This window comes from Paenibacillus sp. S25 (assembly GCF_019454085.1).
GTDB classification, from domain to species: Bacteria; Bacillota; Bacilli; order Paenibacillales; family Paenibacillaceae; genus Paenibacillus; species Paenibacillus polymyxa_B.
In genome coordinates, this window is sequence record NZ_CP073683.1 from 4,185,018 (window position 1) to 4,206,095 (window position 21,078).

The 21,078-nt window shown below is 48.0% G+C and carries 12 protein-coding genes; 1 reads left to right on the plus strand and 11 read right to left on the minus strand.

Going from position 1 to position 21,078, the window contains the following annotated elements:
• Window positions 1-21: 21 nt before the first annotated feature.
• The 9 genes from KAI37_RS18270 to KAI37_RS18310 all read right to left on the minus strand — a co-directional run bounded on the left by KAI37_RS18270 (window position 22) and on the right by KAI37_RS18310 (window position 16,968).
• A complete protein-coding gene (locus KAI37_RS18270; protein WP_220029963.1) occupies window positions 22-3,177 on the minus strand; it encodes a beta-galactosidase in 3,156 nt (1,051 codons plus the stop codon).
• On the minus strand, window positions 3,174-4,493 hold the full coding sequence (locus tag KAI37_RS18275; protein WP_220029964.1) for a glycoside hydrolase family 125 protein: 1,320 nt from the start codon (window positions 4,491-4,493) through the stop codon (window positions 3,174-3,176). Before KAI37_RS18275 ends, KAI37_RS18270 begins: the two co-directional genes overlap by 4 nt.
• Before the next feature lie 25 nt (window positions 4,494-4,518).
• Window positions 4,519-7,632 carry an alpha-mannosidase gene (locus tag KAI37_RS18280; protein ID WP_220029965.1) on the minus strand — a complete coding sequence of 1,038 codons (3,114 nt, stop codon included), beginning with the start codon at window positions 7,630-7,632 and terminating at the stop codon, window positions 4,519-4,521.
• Window positions 7,632-9,935: a glycoside hydrolase family 3 N-terminal domain-containing protein gene (locus KAI37_RS18285; RefSeq protein WP_220031505.1), complete on the minus strand. Its 2,304-nt coding sequence runs from the start codon at window positions 9,933-9,935 to the stop codon at window positions 7,632-7,634. Before KAI37_RS18285 ends, KAI37_RS18280 begins: the two co-directional genes overlap by 1 nt.
• Window positions 9,936-9,957: 22 nt before the next feature.
• Complete coding sequence (locus KAI37_RS18290) at window positions 9,958-10,878, minus strand: carbohydrate ABC transporter permease (protein WP_220029966.1); 921 nt, start codon at window positions 10,876-10,878, stop codon at window positions 9,958-9,960.
• Window positions 10,879-10,901: 23 nt separating this feature from the next.
• Window positions 10,902-11,831 (minus strand): ABC transporter permease, encoded by a 930-nt coding sequence (locus KAI37_RS18295; RefSeq protein ID WP_220029967.1) that lies wholly within the window; start codon window positions 11,829-11,831, stop codon window positions 10,902-10,904.
• A gap of 110 nt (window positions 11,832-11,941) precedes the next feature.
• A complete protein-coding gene (locus KAI37_RS18300) occupies window positions 11,942-13,420 on the minus strand; it encodes an ABC transporter substrate-binding protein (RefSeq protein WP_076293966.1) in 1,479 nt (492 codons plus the stop codon).
• 187 nt (window positions 13,421-13,607) lie between these two features.
• Complete coding sequence (locus KAI37_RS18305; RefSeq protein ID WP_220029968.1) at window positions 13,608-15,131, minus strand: response regulator transcription factor; 1,524 nt, start codon at window positions 15,129-15,131, stop codon at window positions 13,608-13,610.
• Window positions 15,124-16,968 (minus strand): sensor histidine kinase, encoded by a 1,845-nt coding sequence (locus tag KAI37_RS18310; RefSeq protein ID WP_071642079.1) that lies wholly within the window; start codon window positions 16,966-16,968, stop codon window positions 15,124-15,126. The genes KAI37_RS18305 and KAI37_RS18310 overlap by 8 nt, the downstream gene beginning before the upstream one ends.
• A 189-nt stretch (window positions 16,969-17,157) precedes the next feature.
• On the opposite strand from KAI37_RS18310, the gene KAI37_RS18315 reads away from it, so the two are divergent.
• A complete protein-coding gene (locus tag KAI37_RS18315) occupies window positions 17,158-19,905 on the plus strand; it encodes an endo-beta-N-acetylglucosaminidase (RefSeq protein WP_220029969.1) in 2,748 nt (915 codons plus the stop codon).
• 137 nt (window positions 19,906-20,042) lie between these two features.
• On the opposite strand, the gene KAI37_RS18320 is transcribed toward KAI37_RS18315, so the two are convergent.
• Window positions 20,043-20,579, minus strand: coding sequence for an SMI1/KNR4 family protein (locus KAI37_RS18320; protein WP_071644353.1), 537 nt, complete (start codon window positions 20,577-20,579; stop codon window positions 20,043-20,045).
• A 54-nt stretch (window positions 20,580-20,633) separates the two neighbouring features.
• Window positions 20,634-21,059 carry a hypothetical protein gene (locus KAI37_RS18325; protein WP_220029970.1) on the minus strand — a complete coding sequence of 142 codons (426 nt, stop codon included), beginning with the start codon at window positions 21,057-21,059 and terminating at the stop codon, window positions 20,634-20,636.
• Window positions 21,060-21,078: the final 19 nt, after the last annotated feature.

Below are 21,078 nucleotides of genomic sequence, written 5' to 3' on the forward strand. Positions count from 1 at the left end.
TATGTCTTGACCTGCCATTGTTCACTGCATCACTTCAATATTCACTTCCTCGGGACGATATACCGCTAGCAACTGACCTTCTCGATCCACAGCAAACAAGACAGAGCGGCTCCTTGGCAACAGAAAAGCGTAGGATAATCCAGTCGCCTTATCTCGAACACGCACTTGGGTATCCCGGGAAAACTCCGATACGAAAATATACAAGCCTCCATTCTCGAAATTCAGCTTACGTCCATATAGTCCCGGCTGATCGCCACCGTCTATCCACTCCAGTTCTCGCTCCACCCCGGCGGCAGTGAGGGCGTAGCGATATAGCTCAGCAATCGGCTCATCCCTGCCATTCAACTCCAGTGGAAGCGGACTCCAGATCAAGCGCCCCTTGCCAAGCGGCAGGTTCACGACTTCATCACCCATCGCTCCGTCCGCTTTTGGTGACAGTTGTTCCTCCTTAGCCACCTCAGCAATTCGCCGCTGACCGAATGAGACAGGGAAGGTTTGACCCTCCAGACTCATCACTTCCTCCCGTTGGACGTTCCCCAGCGTACGCTGCCCAATAATATCATCGACTCGGTCGCTCACTTTCCAGTAAGGATCAAGGCCCAACGGTCCGGTGACTAGTAAAGTCACACCGAAGGATCGTACCATTTCCAGAAGATGTTCCAGCGATGTACTGTCGAAATTGTGCGCGCTAGGAATCATAATCAGTTTCGGTAACTGCCGCTTGAGCGAGTCCAGATGATACTCGGAGACGGCACGGAATGGCTGCTTGAGATCATAGGACATCACCCGGGTAAGCCGTGTCGTGGCATGAAAGGCAAGCGATCGGTTGGAGAAATCATTCGAGTACGGGAATACAACAGCCGTTTCCTCCAGCTTTCGGTCTGTAAACAGATCGCGAATATCATTCATAAAACGCCCAAAATCGTAAGACACTTCTGCTTCCGGCTTCTCGGTCCCATCCGCACGCAACGCTCCGATGTGAGATTCATTGGCATTATCCATATAAAAGTTCGTATTCCATATCCAATGAATGGCACCCGCTCCGCCAGTCGAAAAGGCATACGCATACTTGCGCTCCAGCATGTCGCGCAGCTCCGCTTCTGAACGCTTGGCTCGACCATCCGGCGTCTCAACATACATTATTCCGGTTTCCTGCACGAGATTCGGCTTGTCTGGTGTTTTGGCAAAAATACAGTCCCACACCAAATGGTCATTCAGCCACCATGAATGCACCGTCGTATAATCCACCACAGCCTCATAAAATAACGGAGACGGCCGCTGCGCGCCCAGTGCCTCGTCCTGTCCTACAGTTACCAAATGCCCGGGACAAAGCTCTCGAATCGTAGTCGCCAATTGCTCGGCCCACAGATTGTGCATATCCATTGAAAACAGACAGTAATCCAGCCACTTGGCTCCCTTTTTGGCCTGATGCATATCCTGAACGTCGAAGTTTATTTCCTCCGTCTCGGGAATGGTGGCAGAAGCAAAACAGGGAAGCTGCTGTGGCGTCATATTCCATGCTTCCTGCAAACCCTCAATGCTGCCGTGCCGTTGCTCCAGCCATGTGCTGAATGCCTTCTGTTCCCATGAGTCCCTCGCAGAACGCGGACCATCCGCGAAAATGCGCGACGGATCAAACATGGAAGGCTCGTTAATCAGATCCCAGTCTACATGGGTTGTAGCCGTGTGACGGCTGACAATACTGCGAATGAACCGCTTTTGTGCTTCCACGCTTTGCGGATCAAGATATGGGTTAACCCCTTCCCACGTTTCCGGCGTAAAAGAAAAGAACGTGAACGTCACCTGCAATCCATGCCTTTTGGCTGTCAGCAGAAAAGCATCAATCGCACGAAGCACCTCTTCCGAGGCGTGTCCGTCTATCTGCATCATGTTGCGATAAGCCGTCCATACCCCTGTACGAATCCAGTTGATGTCCGCTTTGGCCATCTGGGCCATATCCCGGTCCCAAATTGCTGCATTGGGCAAAAACAGAAACTTCCGTGCTACATCTGAGGTCATATAGGTCATGCCGACAACAGGTAACGGGCGTCCATCCTTTATAAAATAGTCCCGACTGCGCATGATGATCTGTCCTTCAGCCAGCAGTTCGGCATCCTGCCCCCAAAAGCCCTGTCGCAATATACGCACTTCACCATCCGATGACTCGGCTCGGCAAATGACTCGATATAAACCGCTTAGGATGGAAAAGGAAAGGGGAATACGTACAAAGTCCTGTTCTCTGCTAACTTCAATCTGCAAGCGCTTGCTCCATACCTGCTGACTGTGATCATCCAATATTTGCTCCACCGTCAGGTCAAAGCTCCATATCTCGTGATATCTGGGCGTGGCTCCTCCTCGCTGCAATCTTTGGGTTTGAAGTGTCAGTACGGCTTGTTCCCCAGGCTCATAAGCAGCATAGTTTGGCTTGATAGATAGCTCCGTCATCCCCTTGGCGCAAAAACGTGCCCATTGGGCAAGCAACTGCTCCCCATCCTGTTCCCAAAAGGAAGCTATCAACGGCAATTGGACAAACATCCAGCGTGCGCCGGCAAACAGACCTCGGGCATGCTCCCATAGCACCATCGGGGCGGCAATGTCCCGTCCGTCCTTACTTACTCCCTTGAGCAAAGGATAAATTCGCGTATTCATCGGCCCGGCAGAGCCCATCTGGTGCGGCAGATCGCTGCTTTTGGTCGTATGTGGAACGAGATTCCACGTATCCGCCACCTGGAACAGAGACTCCTGACCACACAGCACAGGAATATCCTCTGATGCGACCAGGGAAGCCACCTTCGACGCGTCTACTCTCAGCACCTCATGAATATGCAATTCCTGATGATATGCAGTCTGCTCAGTCTCAATGACCCAGTCTCCATGTTCATCAGCAGGATCGCGGACCGGATTCTTAAAGGGTGCTCCCCCGACGTTAAGCAGCCCCCCTCCCCTGTGGAGAAATGCCACGATTTCGGTCCAGGCGGACTTGGGGAAGTACGGTGCATGCAGATTGACAAAGCAGCCGTTGTCCATATGCTTTAGCGTTTCAGCCAGTTCATCGGCTCGTACGACCATCACGTCTGCAACTCCCTGAAATGCCTCGTCTGGCAACAGGCTTCCTATAGCGGGAAAGCCTTGCTCACTGAAAACAACGATGGATGGGTTTACTATGGATTCATTCATAACAAGCCATCCTTCATGGCCTTATACACAAGCTGGGCAAACAGACTATTGGACCAAGCGAACCATTTTCTCGTATAAACCGTGGGATCATCTGCATGAAAGCCTTCATGCATATATCCGGTGTCCCCATCTGTCGCTTCCAGCATCCGGATCATCTCCAGCTTTTCTTCTGTGGTCTGGGCCGTTAACCCTTGCATAGACAGGGACATATGCCAGATGTAACCCGGCAGAGTGTGCGGACTTCCGATACCTTTAGCCGCCTTGCCTTCATAGTAAAACGGATTCTCCTGGCTCAAAGCGAAGAGTCTCGTATTTTGATAGATAGGATCGTCCGCCGTCGTATAGCCCAAATACGGAATGGACATCAATCCCGGCGTACCTGCGTCATCCATCAGGCAGTAGTTGCCAAATCCGTCCGTTTCATAAGCATATATAGGCCCGAATACCGGGTGGCGGTAAATGCCGTACAAGCGGATGCCGTGCTCCACCTCAGCCTCCAGCTCCTTCAGCTCGTTCAGAAAGTCCAGATCACGAAATACCCACTCCGCAAACTCCTGCATCTGCCGTAAAGCAACTACCGCAAACATATTACCGGGTATATTGTAGTGGAAATCGCAAGCATCATCACTGGAACGGAAGCCCGACCAAATCATCCCTGTATAATTTACAGGCATACCGAGTCCCTGATTGCGCAAGGAATCGGTGAAAATGCCGTTATTACGCGTAAATCGATACGCAGATTGCTCTTGGTGACGCTGCTCCGTTTTGAACACATCCACCATTTTGTGCAGAGCCATCTTGAACTTTGAATCAAAAATATCGGTAAGCTCCGTTTCCTTCCAGTACATATAAGCCAGCCGAATGACAAAGCAAAGCGAGTCGATTTCAAATTTTCGTTCCCACACCCATGGCGACATTTCCGTCTCATCGGACGCGTTCCAGTGCCAGTCATTCGCCGTCTCATTGAACGCATTCGCATACGGGTCTATGAGGACATAGTGAATATGGCGCTTGATCAGACCACCAATGATACGCTGTAAATCAGCATCCTCCCTGGCTAACGGCACATAATGAATGACCTGCTCTACGGAATCCCGCAACCAAAGAGCCGGAATATCACCTGTAATGAGAAACGTTGTCCCATCATCCATTAGTTTGGTCGTCGTCTCCAGCGAATTCGGAAAACAGTTTTTAAACAGCTTCAGCAGCTTCGGCCTGTGAGCCAGTGCTTGCTCCGCTTCCTTAAGTACGTCCTGAACAGCCTGCGGCAAGTCAAGGTCGGGCATCGGTATTTTGGGAAGTCTGAATTGTTCCAATAGCTTTTTCGCTCCTTTATCATATCTATTGCAAGCGTATCGTTTTAATTTCATAAGGTGTAAAAGACAGCTTGAGACAGCTGCCTTCCAGCTCAAGCGGCTGAAGGGGTTCCTCCAGCGCATTCGACATGTAGGCTGCGTTGAACGTGTAAGGCCAGATCAGCTTGATCGTTTCCCGTCCTCCAGAAGATTCGTACAAACGAAGAATCGTCCCCAGTCCATCTTCGGCCGGCTTGATCGTATCCAGCACAACGTGACGGCTATCAAAGTTAATGAACGATCCGCTGCTCGGCAGCACTCCCATGCTGTGCTTTTGCTGTTGCACAACAGGCATATCTTGGTTCAGCTCAGCCGCATGACGCAAAGTATGGGCGCTGCGCCAGTCTCCCACATGCGGATATAGCGAATACGTAAAATCGTGCTCGCCCAGATCGGCATCTTTATCCGGCCATTTGGGTGCACGCAGCAGAGACAGACGTATGGTGCTGTCTTGAATGTCGTAGCCATATTTGCAATCATTGAGCAGACTCACGCCATACCCGTGCTCGGAAACATCCGCAAATCGGTGTCCACACACTTCATACTGCGCCTGCTCCCAGCTCGTATTCCGATGGGTCGGCCGCTCCAAAGCACCAAAAGGAATTTCATATGTCGCCTTGTCCGTAACCACATCTATAGGAAAGCCTACCTTTAGCAACTTGTGCGCTTCATTCCAGCTCACATGCGTCTTGAAATCAATTCGCCGCTCATGATGATAAAAGATCACATCCTGTGTCATTTCAGATTGATGGATTCGCCAGCGGAAGCGCAGCACATCCTTCGTTTTCCCTTGGAGCACTACTTGTTTTTCCAGCAACTCGGCTTCTCCTGCTACCTGTTCCTCATAGCGGTCATCCAAATCCCATGCATCCCACAGCGTTGGACGGTCATGGAAGAAATAATAACGGTTTGCCCGTTCCCCTTGCTTCAAGATTTCACGGTTTGCCGCTTTATCCAGCAGACGAATCATTTCGCCCCGCTCATTAAATTGCACCTTATAAAATCCCGTCTCCCAGATATCCCCCAGCGATCCAGATATCACAGCTATCTCGGGCTTCTCACCTGTTTGAGCCTGTTCTCGCTCCAACCAAATCGTTTTGTAGCCCAGTGCAGGAATATCCGGAATACGCACCGAAATGCCGCCTTCCTCCACATCGATGTCCAGCCGCTCGGCTTCATCATTAGCGTAGTGGTAGGCATACAATCCCTTTGCCGATTCCATAGCGATATGGATCACGGCAGTACGGCTCCAGCCCAGGCTGTTAAACACAAGATACGGCATTCCTGTTCTCGAGCCTTCCGTGTTCACTTGAGCCGCCAGCGTCGTAATCCCCTGTTGAAGTCCGACATGTCCCCATTCGAAAATTTGCTGATACTCCTTATCCGAAGTGCCGTAAACCTCGGTAATCGCAGAGCCGGGGATAATATCGTGGAACTGATTCAACAAAATCAACTTCCAGCCCTCATGCAATGCCGAACAGATGTCCTGCACCTGCTTCGGCTCCAGCTTTGGTAATGCCAACGTGCTCCATAGCTCTGCCTCGCGGTAGACTCCCTCCGCTTTCCGGTTATTACGTTTGTTGCGAGCATGGGTCGTGTAGGTTCCCCGGTGCAACTCAAGGTACAAGTCACCATGCCATTGGGGAAGCTTCGGATGCGCCTGATCTATGCCTGCGAAAAACTGCCCCGCCGTGCTGAACCGACTCGCAGGTAGTCCCACCATTAGCGGAGAACGCTCTATATATTCCAGCATTTCACGCGTAACTCCACCGCCGCCGTCTCCATGTCCATAGAGCAACATGTGCTCAGGATGAGCGGATTTTTCACGATAGGACTGCCAATGGTCATGAATGTCCTGTGGCCGTGTATTTTCATTCACGCCATGATTGAGGTAGGACAACATCGAAGTACCATCGATGCCCACCCAGTGGAACAAATCGTAAGGAAACACATTTGTATCATTCCAGCCGAGCTTGGTCGTCATAAAATAGTCTATCTTCCCATGCTTTAAAATCTGCGGCAGGGACGCACAGTAGCCGAACGTATCCGGTAGCCATTCAATATGAGAGGTTTTGCCGAATTCCTGTTGGTAAAAACGCTGACCATACAGCATTTGGCGGATGAGTGATTCGCCACTGGGCAGGTTCAAATCAGGCTCTACCCACATTCCCCCAACCAGCTCCCACCGTCCTTCGGCGACTCTCCCTTTGACCCGTTCATACAGCTCTGGATCATTTTCCTTTACAAAAGAGAACAGCAGCGGCTGGCTCTGTGCATATTGATATGCCGGGTATTCATCCATCAGCGCATCCACCGTTGAGAAGGTTCGGCTTGTTTTCCGTACGGTCTCGCGCATCGGCCACAGCCAGGCAATGTCAATGTGCGACTGTCCTACCATGTGCTCCAAACCTTGCGCATTTCCGCCGATCTCCTGAACTTGCTGAATGAGCTCCTTTTCTGTCGCTGAGATCGCTCCCCCTTCTCGAATGGCGTCTTCCTCCAAATTCGCAAAGCAATCCATCACCCCATACAGAGCTTTCAGCAGGCGCATTTTGCGGATATCGCCCTCAGGTAGCAGTAGAGCGGCTTCGCTAATAACGGTAATGGTATACATCAGACTCTGCACAGGCTTGTTTGGCCGTACAAGATAGCTTGTAATAGAAGAAATCGGAGGTTGAATGACAGCCTGCCGATTAAGTGGATCAACGGGTTCGGGTACAGGATCAAACAGTTCTATATCCAATACCGGTGAAGGCCCGATGGTCTGCGGATTAAGCGTGACATAGGTATGGTTGCGATCAAGCCCGTGATGGGAAGCACCATTGACTCGCAGCAATCCTTCTCCCCCGGACTCAAACACCAATCCAAAAGGCTCTCTCAACCACGCTGTCGGTACATCCAACTGCGTTTGAAAAAAATAAGTCGTCCCCTGACTGCTGGGGAATCGCTTGAGGTCCAGTCCTTCCGATAAAGGTGCGGCGTCTTCGTATTGACCTGGTGTTTGGTAAGTGGAGCGTGTAATGTTCCAGCTTCGCAAATCCAGCTTCTCCAGCCATTGGCATTCCGACAATTCCTGAATCAGGCGTTTGATACGCTCCATTATTCATCCTCCCGTACGATCAACTCGGCACACAGGGTATCTTTGGAGTGCCTGCCTACTTGAATAGAAAATCGCCCTGCCTCAACGACTGGCTGTAGATCACGCCCTATATATTGCAGCTTGTCGGAGCCTACAATAAACTCAACCGTCCGTGTTTCTCCTGGCTTTAATACAACCTTGCAAAAGCCCTTGAGCTCCCTGATTGGGCGGGTCACCAAACTCACCATGTCCGAGATATAAAGCTGTACCACCTCAGCCCCTTCCCGTTCACCCGTGTTGGTTACATCGACTGTAACCGTAACGGATTCGTCCGCTCGGATCGAATTGGTACTTAATGTAAGCCTTTCATAGCTAAATGTCGTGTAGCTGAGACCGTAGCCAAACGGATAGGACGGCTCGGAATCGTCCTCCAGATACCGCTTGCCCCGGGAACGCTTGCCATTGTAATATACCGGCAACTGGCCGACATGCTTAGGGATGGAGAGGGTCAAACGTCCCGAAGGATTTACATCCCCAAATAAAATATCCGCGATTGCATGCCCCCCCTCCTGACCGGGATACCATGCTTCCATAATGGCGTGCGCATGTTCCTCCACCCACGGCTCAGCAATCGGTCGACCGTTCATATAAACGACGACCAGTTCCTTTCCAAGACTGTAGATCTCCTGCATGAGTTGGAGCTGTACGCCCGCAAGCCCCAACGTCATCCGGTCGATGCCTTCACCGCATTCCATATCGTTCCAGTCATGGTCCGATACCTTCGATGCCCCGGTTTTAAGATCAATCGTCCCTTCCCCGAAATCGCGGGCGCTGGACCCTCCAACCACCATCACCACTGTATCGACCTCAGCGGCACATGCTAGAGCGTTTTCAAAACCTTCCCGGGACTCTCCCTTGATCCGGCAGCCAGGTGCATAGAGAACGCCAGACTGATCCTTGCTCAGCTTGCCACGGATACCATCAAGTACAGTTATCACGCGGGATCTCGGCTGCGGTGATGTATAATCTCCCAACTGATTGTAGACCTGATCCGCATTCGGCCCGATGATCGCAATACGCTTGGAGGTTTTTGACAGCGGGAGAGTTCCATCGACGTTTTTAAGCAGCACGATCCCTTCGGTCGCAAGCTGACGAGCCAGCCGAATATGCTCCGCCTGACCAATCACCTGCTCCGCTCGTTCCGCATCCACATACGGTTTGTCAAACAGACCCAGCCTGAATTTTAGCGTGAGCACCCTGCGAACCGCCCGATCCAGCACACTCGTCTCCAGCTTGCCAATGCGAACCGCCTCGGCCAGATGACTTCCGAACATTTCGCCGGACATTTCCATATCAATCCCTGTGCGAATCGCCCGCACAGCGGCATCCGATCCATCCTCGGCCACATCGTGCCCGCTCGCCAACATTTCAATCGCGCCACAGTCCGTAATGATCACACCGTCAAATCCCCACGCCTGACGAAGAATATCGTCCAATAGCTCAGCATTCACTGTACACGGGACTCCGTCGATTTCGTTATAGGCTGGCATAACAGATTGCGCCCCTGCTTCCACCGCTTTTTGAAATGGATACAGATCCACTTCCAAAAGCTCGCGCCAGCCCATGTGCACAGGTCCGGCGTTACGTCCGCCTTCCGAGCTGCCATAGCCTGCAAAATGCTTTAATGTAGCAGCTACGCTATGTTCGCTGAGTAAGCTTTCCCCCTGAAGCCCCTTCACTGCGGCAACAGCAAATTCACCGATGAGATAAGGATCTTCGCCGAAGCATTCCTCTGTGCGTCCCCAGCGCGGATCACGCACAACATCAAGCACGGGCGAGTATGTGACCGCCCCACCCTGAGCGCGGGTTTCACTCGCAACCGCACGGCACATCTCGCGGTACAGATCGACATTCCATGTGCTGCCGATGGACAGCGGAACCGGAAACACAGTGCCGTCAATTGCCATATGCCCATGAGAGCATTCCTCACCGATCAGTATCGGGATGCCCAGCCGGGAATGCTCTACCGCATAGCGTTGGATCAAGTTCACAGCCTCCGCCCCTTGCTTGGCAGATAAGCCATTCTCCAAGGTCACCCCGGTCCACGGATCAGCGCGAAGTACCCCGTATAAGGAACCAACTCCCCCATTTTGCACCTGCTGCTTGAAATCATGATGTAGGGACAATTCCCCATCTATGTGCTCATACACTTGCCAGCCAAAGGGCTGCACAAGCTGTCCCACCTTTTCCTCTATTGTCATCAAACCGATTAAGTGCTCCACCCGTTCTTCGATCGGTTTGCTTTTATCTTTATAAATCAACATGGTCATGCCCTCTCCTCCCCTGTTATTCCTTCACAGCCCCAACCGTAAGCCCCTGCACAAAATAACGCTGGAAAAATGGATAAGCGAATATAATAGGTAGCGTCGCCAGTACTACCATCGCCATTCGTGAAGTATCCTGCGGAATGGATTGAAGCGCAGCCAGGCTCATAGAGCTATTCTGCGAATTTTGCTGGATGAACTGAATGCTGGATTCAATCCGTATCAGCATGGACTGAAGTGGCACCAGATTGGGATTGTCAATATACAGCAGGGCATTAAACCAGTCGTTCCAGTAACCAAGCGTGCTGAATAAACCAATGGTCGCAAGTCCAGGCAGAGAGAGCGGAAGCACAATTTTTAAAAAGGTGTAGAACTCGCCTGCCCCATCTATTTTGGCTGATTCGACGATGGCATCTGGCACGCTGGTGCTATAGAATGTGCGCAGGATCATAATATAAAAGGCATTCATAGCCAGCGGTAAAATCAAGGCCCAAATCGTATCCTTAAGCCCGAGCAATTGGGAAACGACCATATAGGTTGGGATCATTCCGCCATTAAAGAGCATGGTTAAAATTGCAAAAATCGAAAAAAATCTTCTATAACGGAAGCTCTTTCGTGAAATAGCATACGCATATAATGAAATAAGAATGAGACTGATCACCGTACCGATGACCGTTACAGCAATCGTCACCCCATAGGAGCGCAGTAGCGTATCACTGGTACGAAATATGAAACGATAAGCCTCCAGACTCCATTGGGCTGGGAGTAACCGATATCCGTCCCGCGCCAGCGTTTTCTCATCGGTTAGGGAAATAATGACGACGAACAAAAAGGGAAATACACACAAGAACGCGAACAACCCTGCTACCACATTCAGAACAACATTCCAGCCCCGTGAAATATGATGGAAATCTCGTTTTTTTCTTTCTTTTCCGGAAGCCATAGTCCACACCCCTCTCCTCTTTTTTAGAACAAAGCGCTATCTTTATCTATTTTTCGCACAACATAATTGGATAGGATGACGAGAACGAAGCCAACCACCGACTGATACAAACCTGCGGCTGTGCTCATCCCAATTTCCCCTGTCGTTTTCAACCCGCGATATACATAGGTGTCGATGACGTTCGTTACCGAATACAAGGTGCCCGAATCTCTTGGAACCTGATAAAACAAACCAAAATCCGCATAAAAAATCCGACCAACCGCAAGCAGTGTCATTATGATAATAATTGGCGAGAGCAAAGGGAGCGTCACATTACGAATTTGCTGCCACTTGCTGGCTCCATCTATCATGGCTGCTTCATACAAGGATTTGTCGATCCCCAAAATCGAAGCCAGATAAACGACACTGTTATATCCGATCGCCTTCCATAGACTGACTAGAATCAAGATGTACGGCCAATAAGCGGCCTCCGAATACCACTGAACCGGCTGGATGCCGAACCCTGCGAGAATTTGATTCAGCATCCCCCGATCCATGCTCAGAAAGCTGAAGGCAAAGTAGCCCACAATGACCCATGACAGGAAATACGGGAGAAACATCCCTGTCTGGTACAGCTTCGCCAATCGTTTATTAATCAGTTCGGAGAGCAGAATAGCCATAGCTACCGAAAACACAAGTCCGAGAATAATAAAGACCAGGTTATACAAAAGGGTATTTCGCGTGATGACATAGGCATCGTTGTTATTGAACAGAAACTTGAAGTTATCCCAACCCACCCACTTGCTCGTATAAATACTGGCCCAGAATCCTTCCCTGTTAAAACGATATTGCTTGAAAGCAGCCACTGTCCCGACCAGCGGCAGATATGAAAAGAAGAAGAACCAGATAGCGCCGGGCAGCACCATGAACAGCATAACTTTGTTTCTCATCACATTTTTGAAAAATGCGGCCATAGGTATCCCCCCCAATCTGTTAAGAGAAAAGCAGCTAAAATAGCTATTGGAAAAAGACCGGGCGTAACTTACACCCGCCCGATCTCTTCTATATTTCACGAATTAAAGTATTATTTGCTGTTTTTTGCCTTCCAGGCATCAAGCTGGGATTGCGCTTCCACCATCACCTTATCCAGACCAGCCTGCTTGAATTTCTCAATCACTTTCGGGAGATTCGTGTCCGGGTCCAGCGTGCCTGTCATCAGCGAAGCCCAAAATTGCTCTTTGACGTTCTGAATGGCTGCCATCTCCGCAGATACTTTACTGCTGTCAAAGTTGAAGCTTAGGATTGGAGAGTTTTTTCCTTCCGAATTGAACTTCTTGAATTGCTCCCATTTATCAGCCGGATCATTCGGATTCAGATACAACAGCATATTGTTGCCGAGTGAATACGAAGGCATATCATAGTTTTTGGAATTAGCCAGATTTTCGATATACTGGCCATCTGTTTGTTTGTAATGCACTCCTTCAATACCGGAATCAACCATATTACGTAATACCGGATCTGTATTCAGCAGGTTCAGGAACTGCATCGCCTTTTCAGGGTTTGCCGAGTTTGCCGAGATCGCCATAATGGAGCCCTGTACAGACGTATTGGTCACAATTGGATCGCTGGCAGGTGTCGATATCACCGGATAGCCGTAGCTTGCAGACCACAGGTTATCGGCCAGCGGTTGAGTTTGCGCACGATCCAGAAACCAGTTCCCGGACGTAGTTAAATCATTGGTCGAGCCTGTGGTTGCAGCTTCCGGTGATACGTATCCGGCCTTGTAATACTTATGCATCGTCTTCAGCGCCTGCTTCATTTCAGGCGTTTCCAAGATGTTTACGATCTTATAATCCGTTGTATCCAGTTTGACAGCCATCGGCAGGTTTTGAATGATATAGTCATATGGAACATAGGGAACATAGTTTTTGTCCATGCCGAATGCAGTTACGCCAGGCTCGTTTTCTTTAATCGTTTTGAGCAGAGGCTCCAGGCTATCCAATGAGCGGACATTTGAAAGGCCCAGCTTGTATTGCGTCAGCAATTTGTTATTGAACCGCCATACCTCTTGCTGCGGAAGCTCCTTGTTGGCAGGAATGCCATAATGATGTCCATCCACCTTAGAGCCTTCCAGAAACGCAGGATCAATTGTCTTTTTAAGATCCTGACCGTACTTGTCAAGCAAGTCGTCCAGTTCCATGAATGCGCCCTTTCTGGCATTTTGCACATAATCAAAGCCACCGGAAGCCGTAAATACAATATCCATTGGCTCTCCCGAAGCTACGTTCACCTGCATTTTTTGCGGGTAGTCGCCCCAATCGACCATTTTCATTCTGATCGTGGCGTTTATTTTCTTTTGGGTATACTTGCTAACCTCTTCCATCACCCGATCGACATCTTTTTGAGGCGTACCAATGGTGTACCAGATCAGTTCTACCGGTTTTTCCGCTCCTCCATTCGTCGTTTCCCCGCCACCGCTGCTTCCTCCACAAGCACTGAGAATGAGCGTCAACACCATACACATCACTAGAACAAGCGAGTAGCTTCTTTTGCTTTTACCCATGTATGATCCTCCCTTATGAATTGGAATTTGACCCTATCTTGTTCATTGGAAGTCGCTTATGGGATTTTTGCAAAATCCTCATTTATGAAGCAACTACGTTAACCTTAACTAATGTAAGCACTTTCATAAAGAAGATAAACTTAATAAACCAAGGTACAAATTAAAGAAATCCATGTACACCTGGTATTTATCCCAATCCTTTATAGTCTGTCGGGGAAATGCCCACATATTTTCTGAACTGCTTATAAAAATATCCCGTCTCCCAATACCCCACGTTCCGCGCAATTTCGTGTACCTTGAGATTGGTGTTTTTAAGCTGTTCCTTGGCTTTTTTAATCCGGTACTGATTGATATATTCAGCAAAGGTTTCGCCCGTTTCCTTATGAAACAACTGACCGAGATAAACGGGATGAAGGTGGTACTGGTATCCTAATATTTTTAATGATAGCTCCTTGGCATAATGAACATGGATATAGGACAGCACCTGACTTACGATAGGGTTTTTCATATCTTGCAGCAGTGAATTCACCGTCTCTGTCGCCACATGCTGAAGCGCACTCACCAGCTCTGCCAATGTCGTACAGCATTTTATCTGGTAAAGCCCCTGCTGAAACCGTTCCGACTCATTGGAATGCTTGATGCTCTCCAGCTCCATCTTGAACCGGATCACCAGCTCCAGCGCCATATTCCGCAATTCATCCGGGGTAACACTTTCAAGATGCTGAAGCTGCTCAAAATCACTCTGAATTCGTGCGGTAAGCGCATCTAGGTCTCTTGCTATAATCAGCTTCACATAATCCTTCCAGTCGATGGAACAAGTCTCGCCAGCGTTGCCCTCGCTCTCCTCCAGCATTGTATAGTCAATGATCCGGCGGTCATTATATATCATAAAATATTCCAAAGATTTTTTAGCTTCATTATAGCTGCGTGGAGCTGCAGCAAGCGAACCTGCGCTGCCTATCCCGATATACACCGTTTCTTCCCCGTCCGTCGACCACTGAACAGAAAAATCCTCCAACAACGTTAACAAGTCCTGTCTGCTCTCATCATAATTCGGTAGTGCGGCAATGATTACACTAACCGCATCAACATCGCGAAACAATGTTAAATCGGGCTGGTGTTGAATGTACTGCCTTAACTGTTGATGCATTCCTGCCGAATCCCCTTCCGTCCGTAACACGGCTACCTCCATGAAGGGGATATTTAACGAAAAACCTATCAATTCAGCACGTTCCCTGAATTCTGTAGGCGCAATTTGTCCTGTCAGCCAACGGTACAACGTATTTTCCTTGAGAACCTGCACCCCAAACGTCTCATATTGTTGATCCAACCGGGACCTGTCCAACTTCTCCGTTGTATTGCATAAAGTGGATTCCAGTTCCTCCACATTAATCGGCTTCAAAAGGTAATTTTCGATGCCCAGCTTCATGCCTTCCTTCAAGTAATCAAATTCATTAAATCCACTCAACACAATCGCCTTCAAGTCGGCATGCAGCTTTCTCGCCTCATGAATCAGCCTGAGACCATTCATCGTTGGCATAGAAATGTCCGTAATCAGTACGTCCACAGGTCTGGAGGCCAGCGCTTCCAGCGCCAAAGAACCATTTTCCGCATGTCCGACAATTTCTAGCCCAAAAGAGGTCCAATCCACAATATCGTATAATCCCTCAATGATAAAAGGCTCATCGTCTACAATAAATACTTTATACATATATGGCATCCATCCCTTCCCTGTTGGGGCATCGTACCCGAATCGTCGTTCCCTCGCCGCTGCGGCTCTCCAGTTCAATCCCGGAATCGGCTCCGTGTAAAAACCGAAGTCGAGTGTGCACACTGCGTAGTCCAAACATTTGTCCGTCTTCCTCCTGGCGTTCCAGTTCCTCCAGAATCTGTTTCAAACGCTCCCCTTCAATGCCCTTCCCATTGTCACGGATCTTAACCAGCAGAACCTCCCCCATTTCACACACATCAATGGTCAGCACATTATCATTCCGGTCGCTTTGGATACCATGAACAATATAATTCTCAATAATGGGTTGAAGCATCAGCTTCATGACAGAACGAGTATACAACTCGGGGTCGACCGTAATCGTGTAATTGAACCTTTCCTTGTAGCGTATTCTGAACAACTCAAGATATAATCTGCAAGCCTCCAGTTCATCTTTAAGTGTGTATATTTTTTTCTGCTGAACCAGGCTTTTGAACAATACCGATAAGCTATAGATCATTTCTCCTACATCCTTGGCTCCCTGGGAAATCGCCCTCATACGTATCACTTCAAGCGTATTATACAAAAAATGTGGATGAATACGTGCCTGCAAGGCAACAAGCTCCGTTTGCTTTTGCTTGATCTCTGCTTTATACACCCGTTCAATATATAGATTAAGATCGTCCAGCATATCGTTGAAGCTTCGAGAGATTTGTCCCAGTTCATCCTCTTGGGGGTCATGGATGCGGGCCGTGAGATCGCCATTTTTCACCTGACGGGTGAATTTAATAATTCGATTCGTTCGTCTAGCAAAGTTAATGACGAAAAAGGCAGGGAACAACACAGCAAATAGAATACAAACGGCACTGATTGTCAAAATCGTATTACGGATACCCCGATACGATTCCGCCATTTCCTCATTAGGGACAGCGCCAATCACGACATACCCTTCGTCCGGAGAAATCAGCTTGTTAATATACATATTTTGCTTCGCCTGAATGATCCCGGCATCGGAATCCACATCATCATATAATGATCGGGTCACTTCCACATAAGGGTACGTTTTTCCGTAATAGTTATTCCTTGAATCGAACAGAACGGTTCCATGGGTGGACAGAACGATAATTTCTCCCTTCAGGTTGTTCCCGTAGCTGGCAAGTGCATTGGAGATACTTTTGGAATTTAGAAATACTAGAAGCTGACCGGTATTTTTGAGTGTTTGCTTATTGTTAATGGGGACTTGTAACGAATATAACGAGGGGCTCCACTGATCGACCGCCTTCCGAATCCAGTAATTCGGAGCAGAAACGCTTTTGCTTTCGGCAGCCATCACATCCGGTACAAAGGAACGCGCCGCATGCACCGGGAATTGCTTGAATTGCTTGCTTTCATTGAAGGTAGAGAGATATTGCTGGTCGGCACTGTACAAAATCAAATTGCTGATATCGCTATTTTCATCCAACCAATTTTTAAAATAGGTGAGTACATCTGTTGAATAATCATGGCTCTCCATGTACATTTCGTCCATGCGGTGCTGTACATATTCGGAATACGCGTGGTCCATAAAAAAGGAAACATTCATCGAGAGAACCTCATTCCGGTACATATCTCGCACCATGTTCTGGACGGATTCATGCCGGAGATGGATATAGCGGTCAACACTTTCCATAGCTGCTTTCTGGGTATCCAGTTCCCGCCGAACAATGGATTGCGAAATGGATAAATACGTGACATATGCAATTGTAATTATGGACAAAATCGCAATACAGGAGAACAACACTAGTATCCTCAGGAACATGTTGTTTTTAAAATAAGCAGTGTATCTAGTACCCCTTTTCATGGTATAAGCCCTCCGGAATCATTGATGCGTAAATAAAGTATACCATTCCTTCGCAGGAGAAAAGTAAGCGCATTCATAAAAAGCGCGATTTTCTTTAATTTAAACGCCATATCTTTAATTTAGCCTCTATTTTAAAACCGTTTTATTGATTATCTTTAGGGGGATAAATACTCGTTAGGGGGATGAGCTATGAAACGTAACAAGGTTCACAAGTTCGCTTTAAAATGGACTGCTCTGGTTTTGACTTCTGTCCTGTTAAGTCAAACCCTCTCTCCATCCGTGTATGCAGGCGATACCCTCCCGTATGAAGGAGAAAGCGCCAAAGGGCCGAATCAACCTTATCAGCATGGATACGCCAGCTCACATATTTTGGACTGGACTCCTACCCAAGATGTCTATGGAGATATGCTTCGCGCCCGTGTCCCACTACAACAACGAAACAGCCCCTTTGCAGCCACACAAGCTCAGCCTGCTTTAAGCCCTGACACGCAAATGTTTACACTCAGCGGCGATTATGGAAACGCTTTTTTCGATAGCTATCCTTATACCAATAAATTCAGTCAATACTTGTTTAACTATTGGCAGTATACCGACTATTATGGCTACTGGCATGGCATGCCTACCGCCCATGTCCCCGAAGAGTTATACGATCCCCAAAAGGATTGGACGGAAAAGTGGTTTGAGTTTGGCATTCTGAACATTCCAAATCCGGGTTATACGAATGCGGCGCACAAAAACGGCGTTCTCTCCATCGCCTGTATTTTTTTCTCGGATAATGACCGTGGACCACAAACGTATAAGCAAATGCTCGTGCAAGATGCTCAGGGCGGATTTCCGGTAGCCAAAAAATTGATCGAAATGGCGAAATATTATGGCTATGACGGCTACTTCATTAACCAAGAAGAAGCCTCAAAAGGCGTAGCTAAGGAGGACATCCCGCGTTACAAGCAGTTTATGAAATATTTACGGGATCAGGGTATGTATGTGCAATGGTACGACTCCACCGTAAACGAAACCGGTAAAATCGCTTATCAAAATGAGTTTAATGCTGTGAATAGTCCGTTTGTTAAAGACAAGCAATACGGACAGGTATCCGATTCTATTTTTCTGAATTATTGGTGGGACAAAGCGAAGCTGAAAAGCTCCCGCGACCATGCCAAGCAATTGGGTCTGGACCCTCTTAAAACCGTTTTTGCCGGTATTGAGGGCGGGAACGGTGACTTCGGCAGATGGAAGCAAAAATACGATCTTCGTCTGAATATCGGTGATAACGGGCAGCCGATGAACAGTATCGCAACGTTGGGAGCAGATTTCACACATAATGCGCTAGATGAAGAGTTTGACGGGCAGGATACCAATCGCAGAGCTGACAATGCGTATCAATGGATGACCTTTATCCGCGACCGTGTCTGGTGGTCTGGTCCAAATCAGAATCCCGTCCGTGCACAAAGAAACTCAAGTTTAGATTTGTCTGATGTAAAAGCTTCGGGCGCAAACTGGGACGGTATCGCGGCATATATCGCCGAACGTTCTGTCATCCGTGGCCCCCACTTTACTAGCAGCTTCAATACCGGGCATGGCTTGCAGTATGTGGTGAATGGAGTTGTGTCCAATCCGAAGGAATGGTCCAACATTAACATTCAAGATATCCCGGTGACTTGGCAATGGTGGCTCGATACCAAAGGTAAACCGCTCTCGGTTGACTACGACTATGGCCCGAATTACACCAAAGGTACTCGGTTTACCTATCAGCCTGTGGGCGCCTATCAGGGTGGCAGCTCCCTCGTCGTTAACGGAGAGCTGAATTCAGATAACTTTTTACGCCTGTATAAAACGGATCTGTCGGTAAATAAAAATTCAAACTTATCCATCACGTACAATAAGCCTTCCTCCGATGACAGCTCTGTGCTGAGTATCGGACTTATTTTCAAAGATAACCCCGGCCAAGTTGTAAAACTCAGCATCCCTAACTCTGGCAAACAAACCACGGGCTGGGTAAGCCACAATTTGGATTTGAGTGCCTATAAAGGAAAAAAGATTGCAACTTTCGGTTTATCTTTTGATAGCACGAATAAAACAATCAAAAACTATCAGATGAATATCGGTCAAATCAAGATAACGGACGGTTCTGCTCGGAAACCAGCCGCGCTGACAGGCTTCAAAATCACCAAGGCACTGACCGATACGAACGAAATGCTCGTAAGCTGGAATCTTGAGGATTACGCCAAAGTTAAACAATACAATCTATATGAGAACGGCTCCTATATCGGCGGAATTTATGACTCAACCTATTATATTAAATCCCTAAATCATAAATCCGGTGAATTAATGCTTACTGCTGTTGGGGCTGATGGAACGGAAAGCGAACCGGCTCGATTAAGCTACGATTTGAATGCTGCCGTCCGTCACATTAAGGTGGAGACCCAAGAAAACGGTGAGGCTACAGTAACGTGGAAAAATCCCTCAGAAGCGGACGGAACGGTTAAATTGACCTTGGTCACCGACTATACGGACACCGTATTCCATAAAACCATTACGGCGGACAATGGCGCTGAAACGGCTACGTTTACCGATCTGCCCACAAACGGTGACCGCTACACACTACGTATCGCCATCGGCAATCATGAGCCTGTAGCATACACCGGGCATCTCGCAGACACGACGATAGAGCCTTATGTAAAAGAGAATGTTACGGTCACGGGGTCAACGTATACGCTTGCTCTACCAACCTTGAAGGACTGGCATCGTTTATATGTATACGAAAACGATGTGCCCAAACAATTTGGCGTAACTTATGTATCAAAAAAGTTTCCTTACATTGTCCGGGGAAGAACAAAATTAAGTGAACTGACTTTTACCCCTACTTCTCGTATCAGCTCGCTAAAGATCGTGCTTGAGGATTATGCCGGCAATCAGGCCACAACATATGTAAGATAGCTTTGTGCAAGAATTCCATGATTCTGATGGTTATCGCATATCCGCTACAAACGTGACACACGCATACAGCACAATAGGAGATGTCCAATGTAGTGGGCATCTCCTATTGGTTATATATTGGAAAAATCATGCAGGTATCAATACAATGCTGATTTTTCCGTACACAGCTCTATAAATGAATGGGCAACCTGTTCACATTCGTCATACCCCAAACTGCCAGAATGAGCAAAAAGAACAGGATACTCGTTGTTTCTTTGTTCCTCTCTCATATCAAACATATAGTGATTACCGCACCCATCCATCGCAAATGACACGGCACCCGGCATATAATGCGGCAGCTCGTAGGCAAGGTTCATTTCTCTCAAATCTTCGGTATTAAAAAACTGAAAATAGCGTTCACCATTTTGAAACTCCCCGCCGTTAGAGTATTTCAAAAAATCCATATAGCTGTCAGGAAATTGTCCTTGGGGCAGAAGCCAGCCCACAGGATCTAAAGGTTTATATTGATCATGGAATGGAGACGATTTTGGAAAAGGGTTCACTTGTCTTTGCTTGATTTCGTGAATCTCTTGCTCGGATAGCTTTATGTTCCATGTTTTTGAAAAATTCGTGATTTGGTCTTCAGTTGCTTCTGGACTTTTTACAAACGGCTGGTCAAATTGAATACTCCACATATGTGCAAGCCCCTCCATCCCTCGATGCCTCTAAGAGTTGTTGTTTCTGCCTTTTCAATCTTTTTCGACCCATTCAGCCACGCTTTCGTTGGGTTGAAGGTTTTCACACTTATAGTAATAAACGGTCTTGAGCTCATAATCCAAGCTTTCAGCAGCGATAAAAAATCGGGTGCCAAACGTCTGGTCTTCCATACAAATCACAGGCCCCTCATCAAATCCATAGGAGACGGTTTTTAATATTTCCAATTCCTTGTCATTCGCCATTCTAAAGCACTCAATTGAAAATACACCGCCCGGACAGGAAAGAAATGAGACCTCGTAAAATGTGATCTCTATGTTGTGATAATAGCTAAAGTCAAAACTACCTGCTAGTACCAGCTTGGGGCGACTTGTATAATCATAAATGTAATAATGGTCAATGTTATTTCGCGAAAGTATTTCATTCAGTTGCATCAGTTTGGATTGAATGGAATGATTCATGATCTACTCCTCCTCCCCA

Excerpts from the sequence above, each read along its gene's own strand:
- KAI37_RS18270 (WP_220029963.1), bottom strand. The coding sequence starts at position 3,177 with ATGAATGAATCCATAGTAAACCCATCCATCGTTGTTTTCAGTGAGCAA.
- KAI37_RS18325 (WP_220029970.1), bottom strand. The coding sequence starts at position 21,059 with ATGAATCATTCCATTCAATCCAAACTGATGCAACTGAATGAAATACTT.
- KAI37_RS18320 (WP_071644353.1), bottom strand. The coding sequence starts at position 20,579 with ATGTGGAGTATTCAATTTGACCAGCCGTTTGTAAAAAGTCCAGAAGCA.
- KAI37_RS18295 (WP_220029967.1), bottom strand. The coding sequence starts at position 11,831 with ATGGCCGCATTTTTCAAAAATGTGATGAGAAACAAAGTTATGCTGTTC.
- KAI37_RS18300 (WP_076293966.1), bottom strand. The coding sequence starts at position 13,420 with ATGGGTAAAAGCAAAAGAAGCTACTCGCTTGTTCTAGTGATGTGTATG.
- KAI37_RS18315 (WP_220029969.1), top strand. The coding sequence starts at position 17,158 with ATGAAACGTAACAAGGTTCACAAGTTCGCTTTAAAATGGACTGCTCTG.
- KAI37_RS18305 (WP_220029968.1), bottom strand. The coding sequence starts at position 15,131 with ATGTATAAAGTATTTATTGTAGACGATGAGCCTTTTATCATTGAGGGA.
- KAI37_RS18290 (WP_220029966.1), bottom strand. The coding sequence starts at position 10,878 with ATGGCTTCCGGAAAAGAAAGAAAAAAACGAGATTTCCATCATATTTCA.
- KAI37_RS18280 (WP_220029965.1), bottom strand. The coding sequence starts at position 7,632 with ATGGAGCGTATCAAACGCCTGATTCAGGAATTGTCGGAATGCCAATGG.
- KAI37_RS18285 (WP_220031505.1), bottom strand. The coding sequence starts at position 9,935 with ATGTTGATTTATAAAGATAAAAGCAAACCGATCGAAGAACGGGTGGAG.
- KAI37_RS18310 (WP_071642079.1), bottom strand. The coding sequence starts at position 16,968 with ATGAAAAGGGGTACTAGATACACTGCTTATTTTAAAAACAACATGTTC.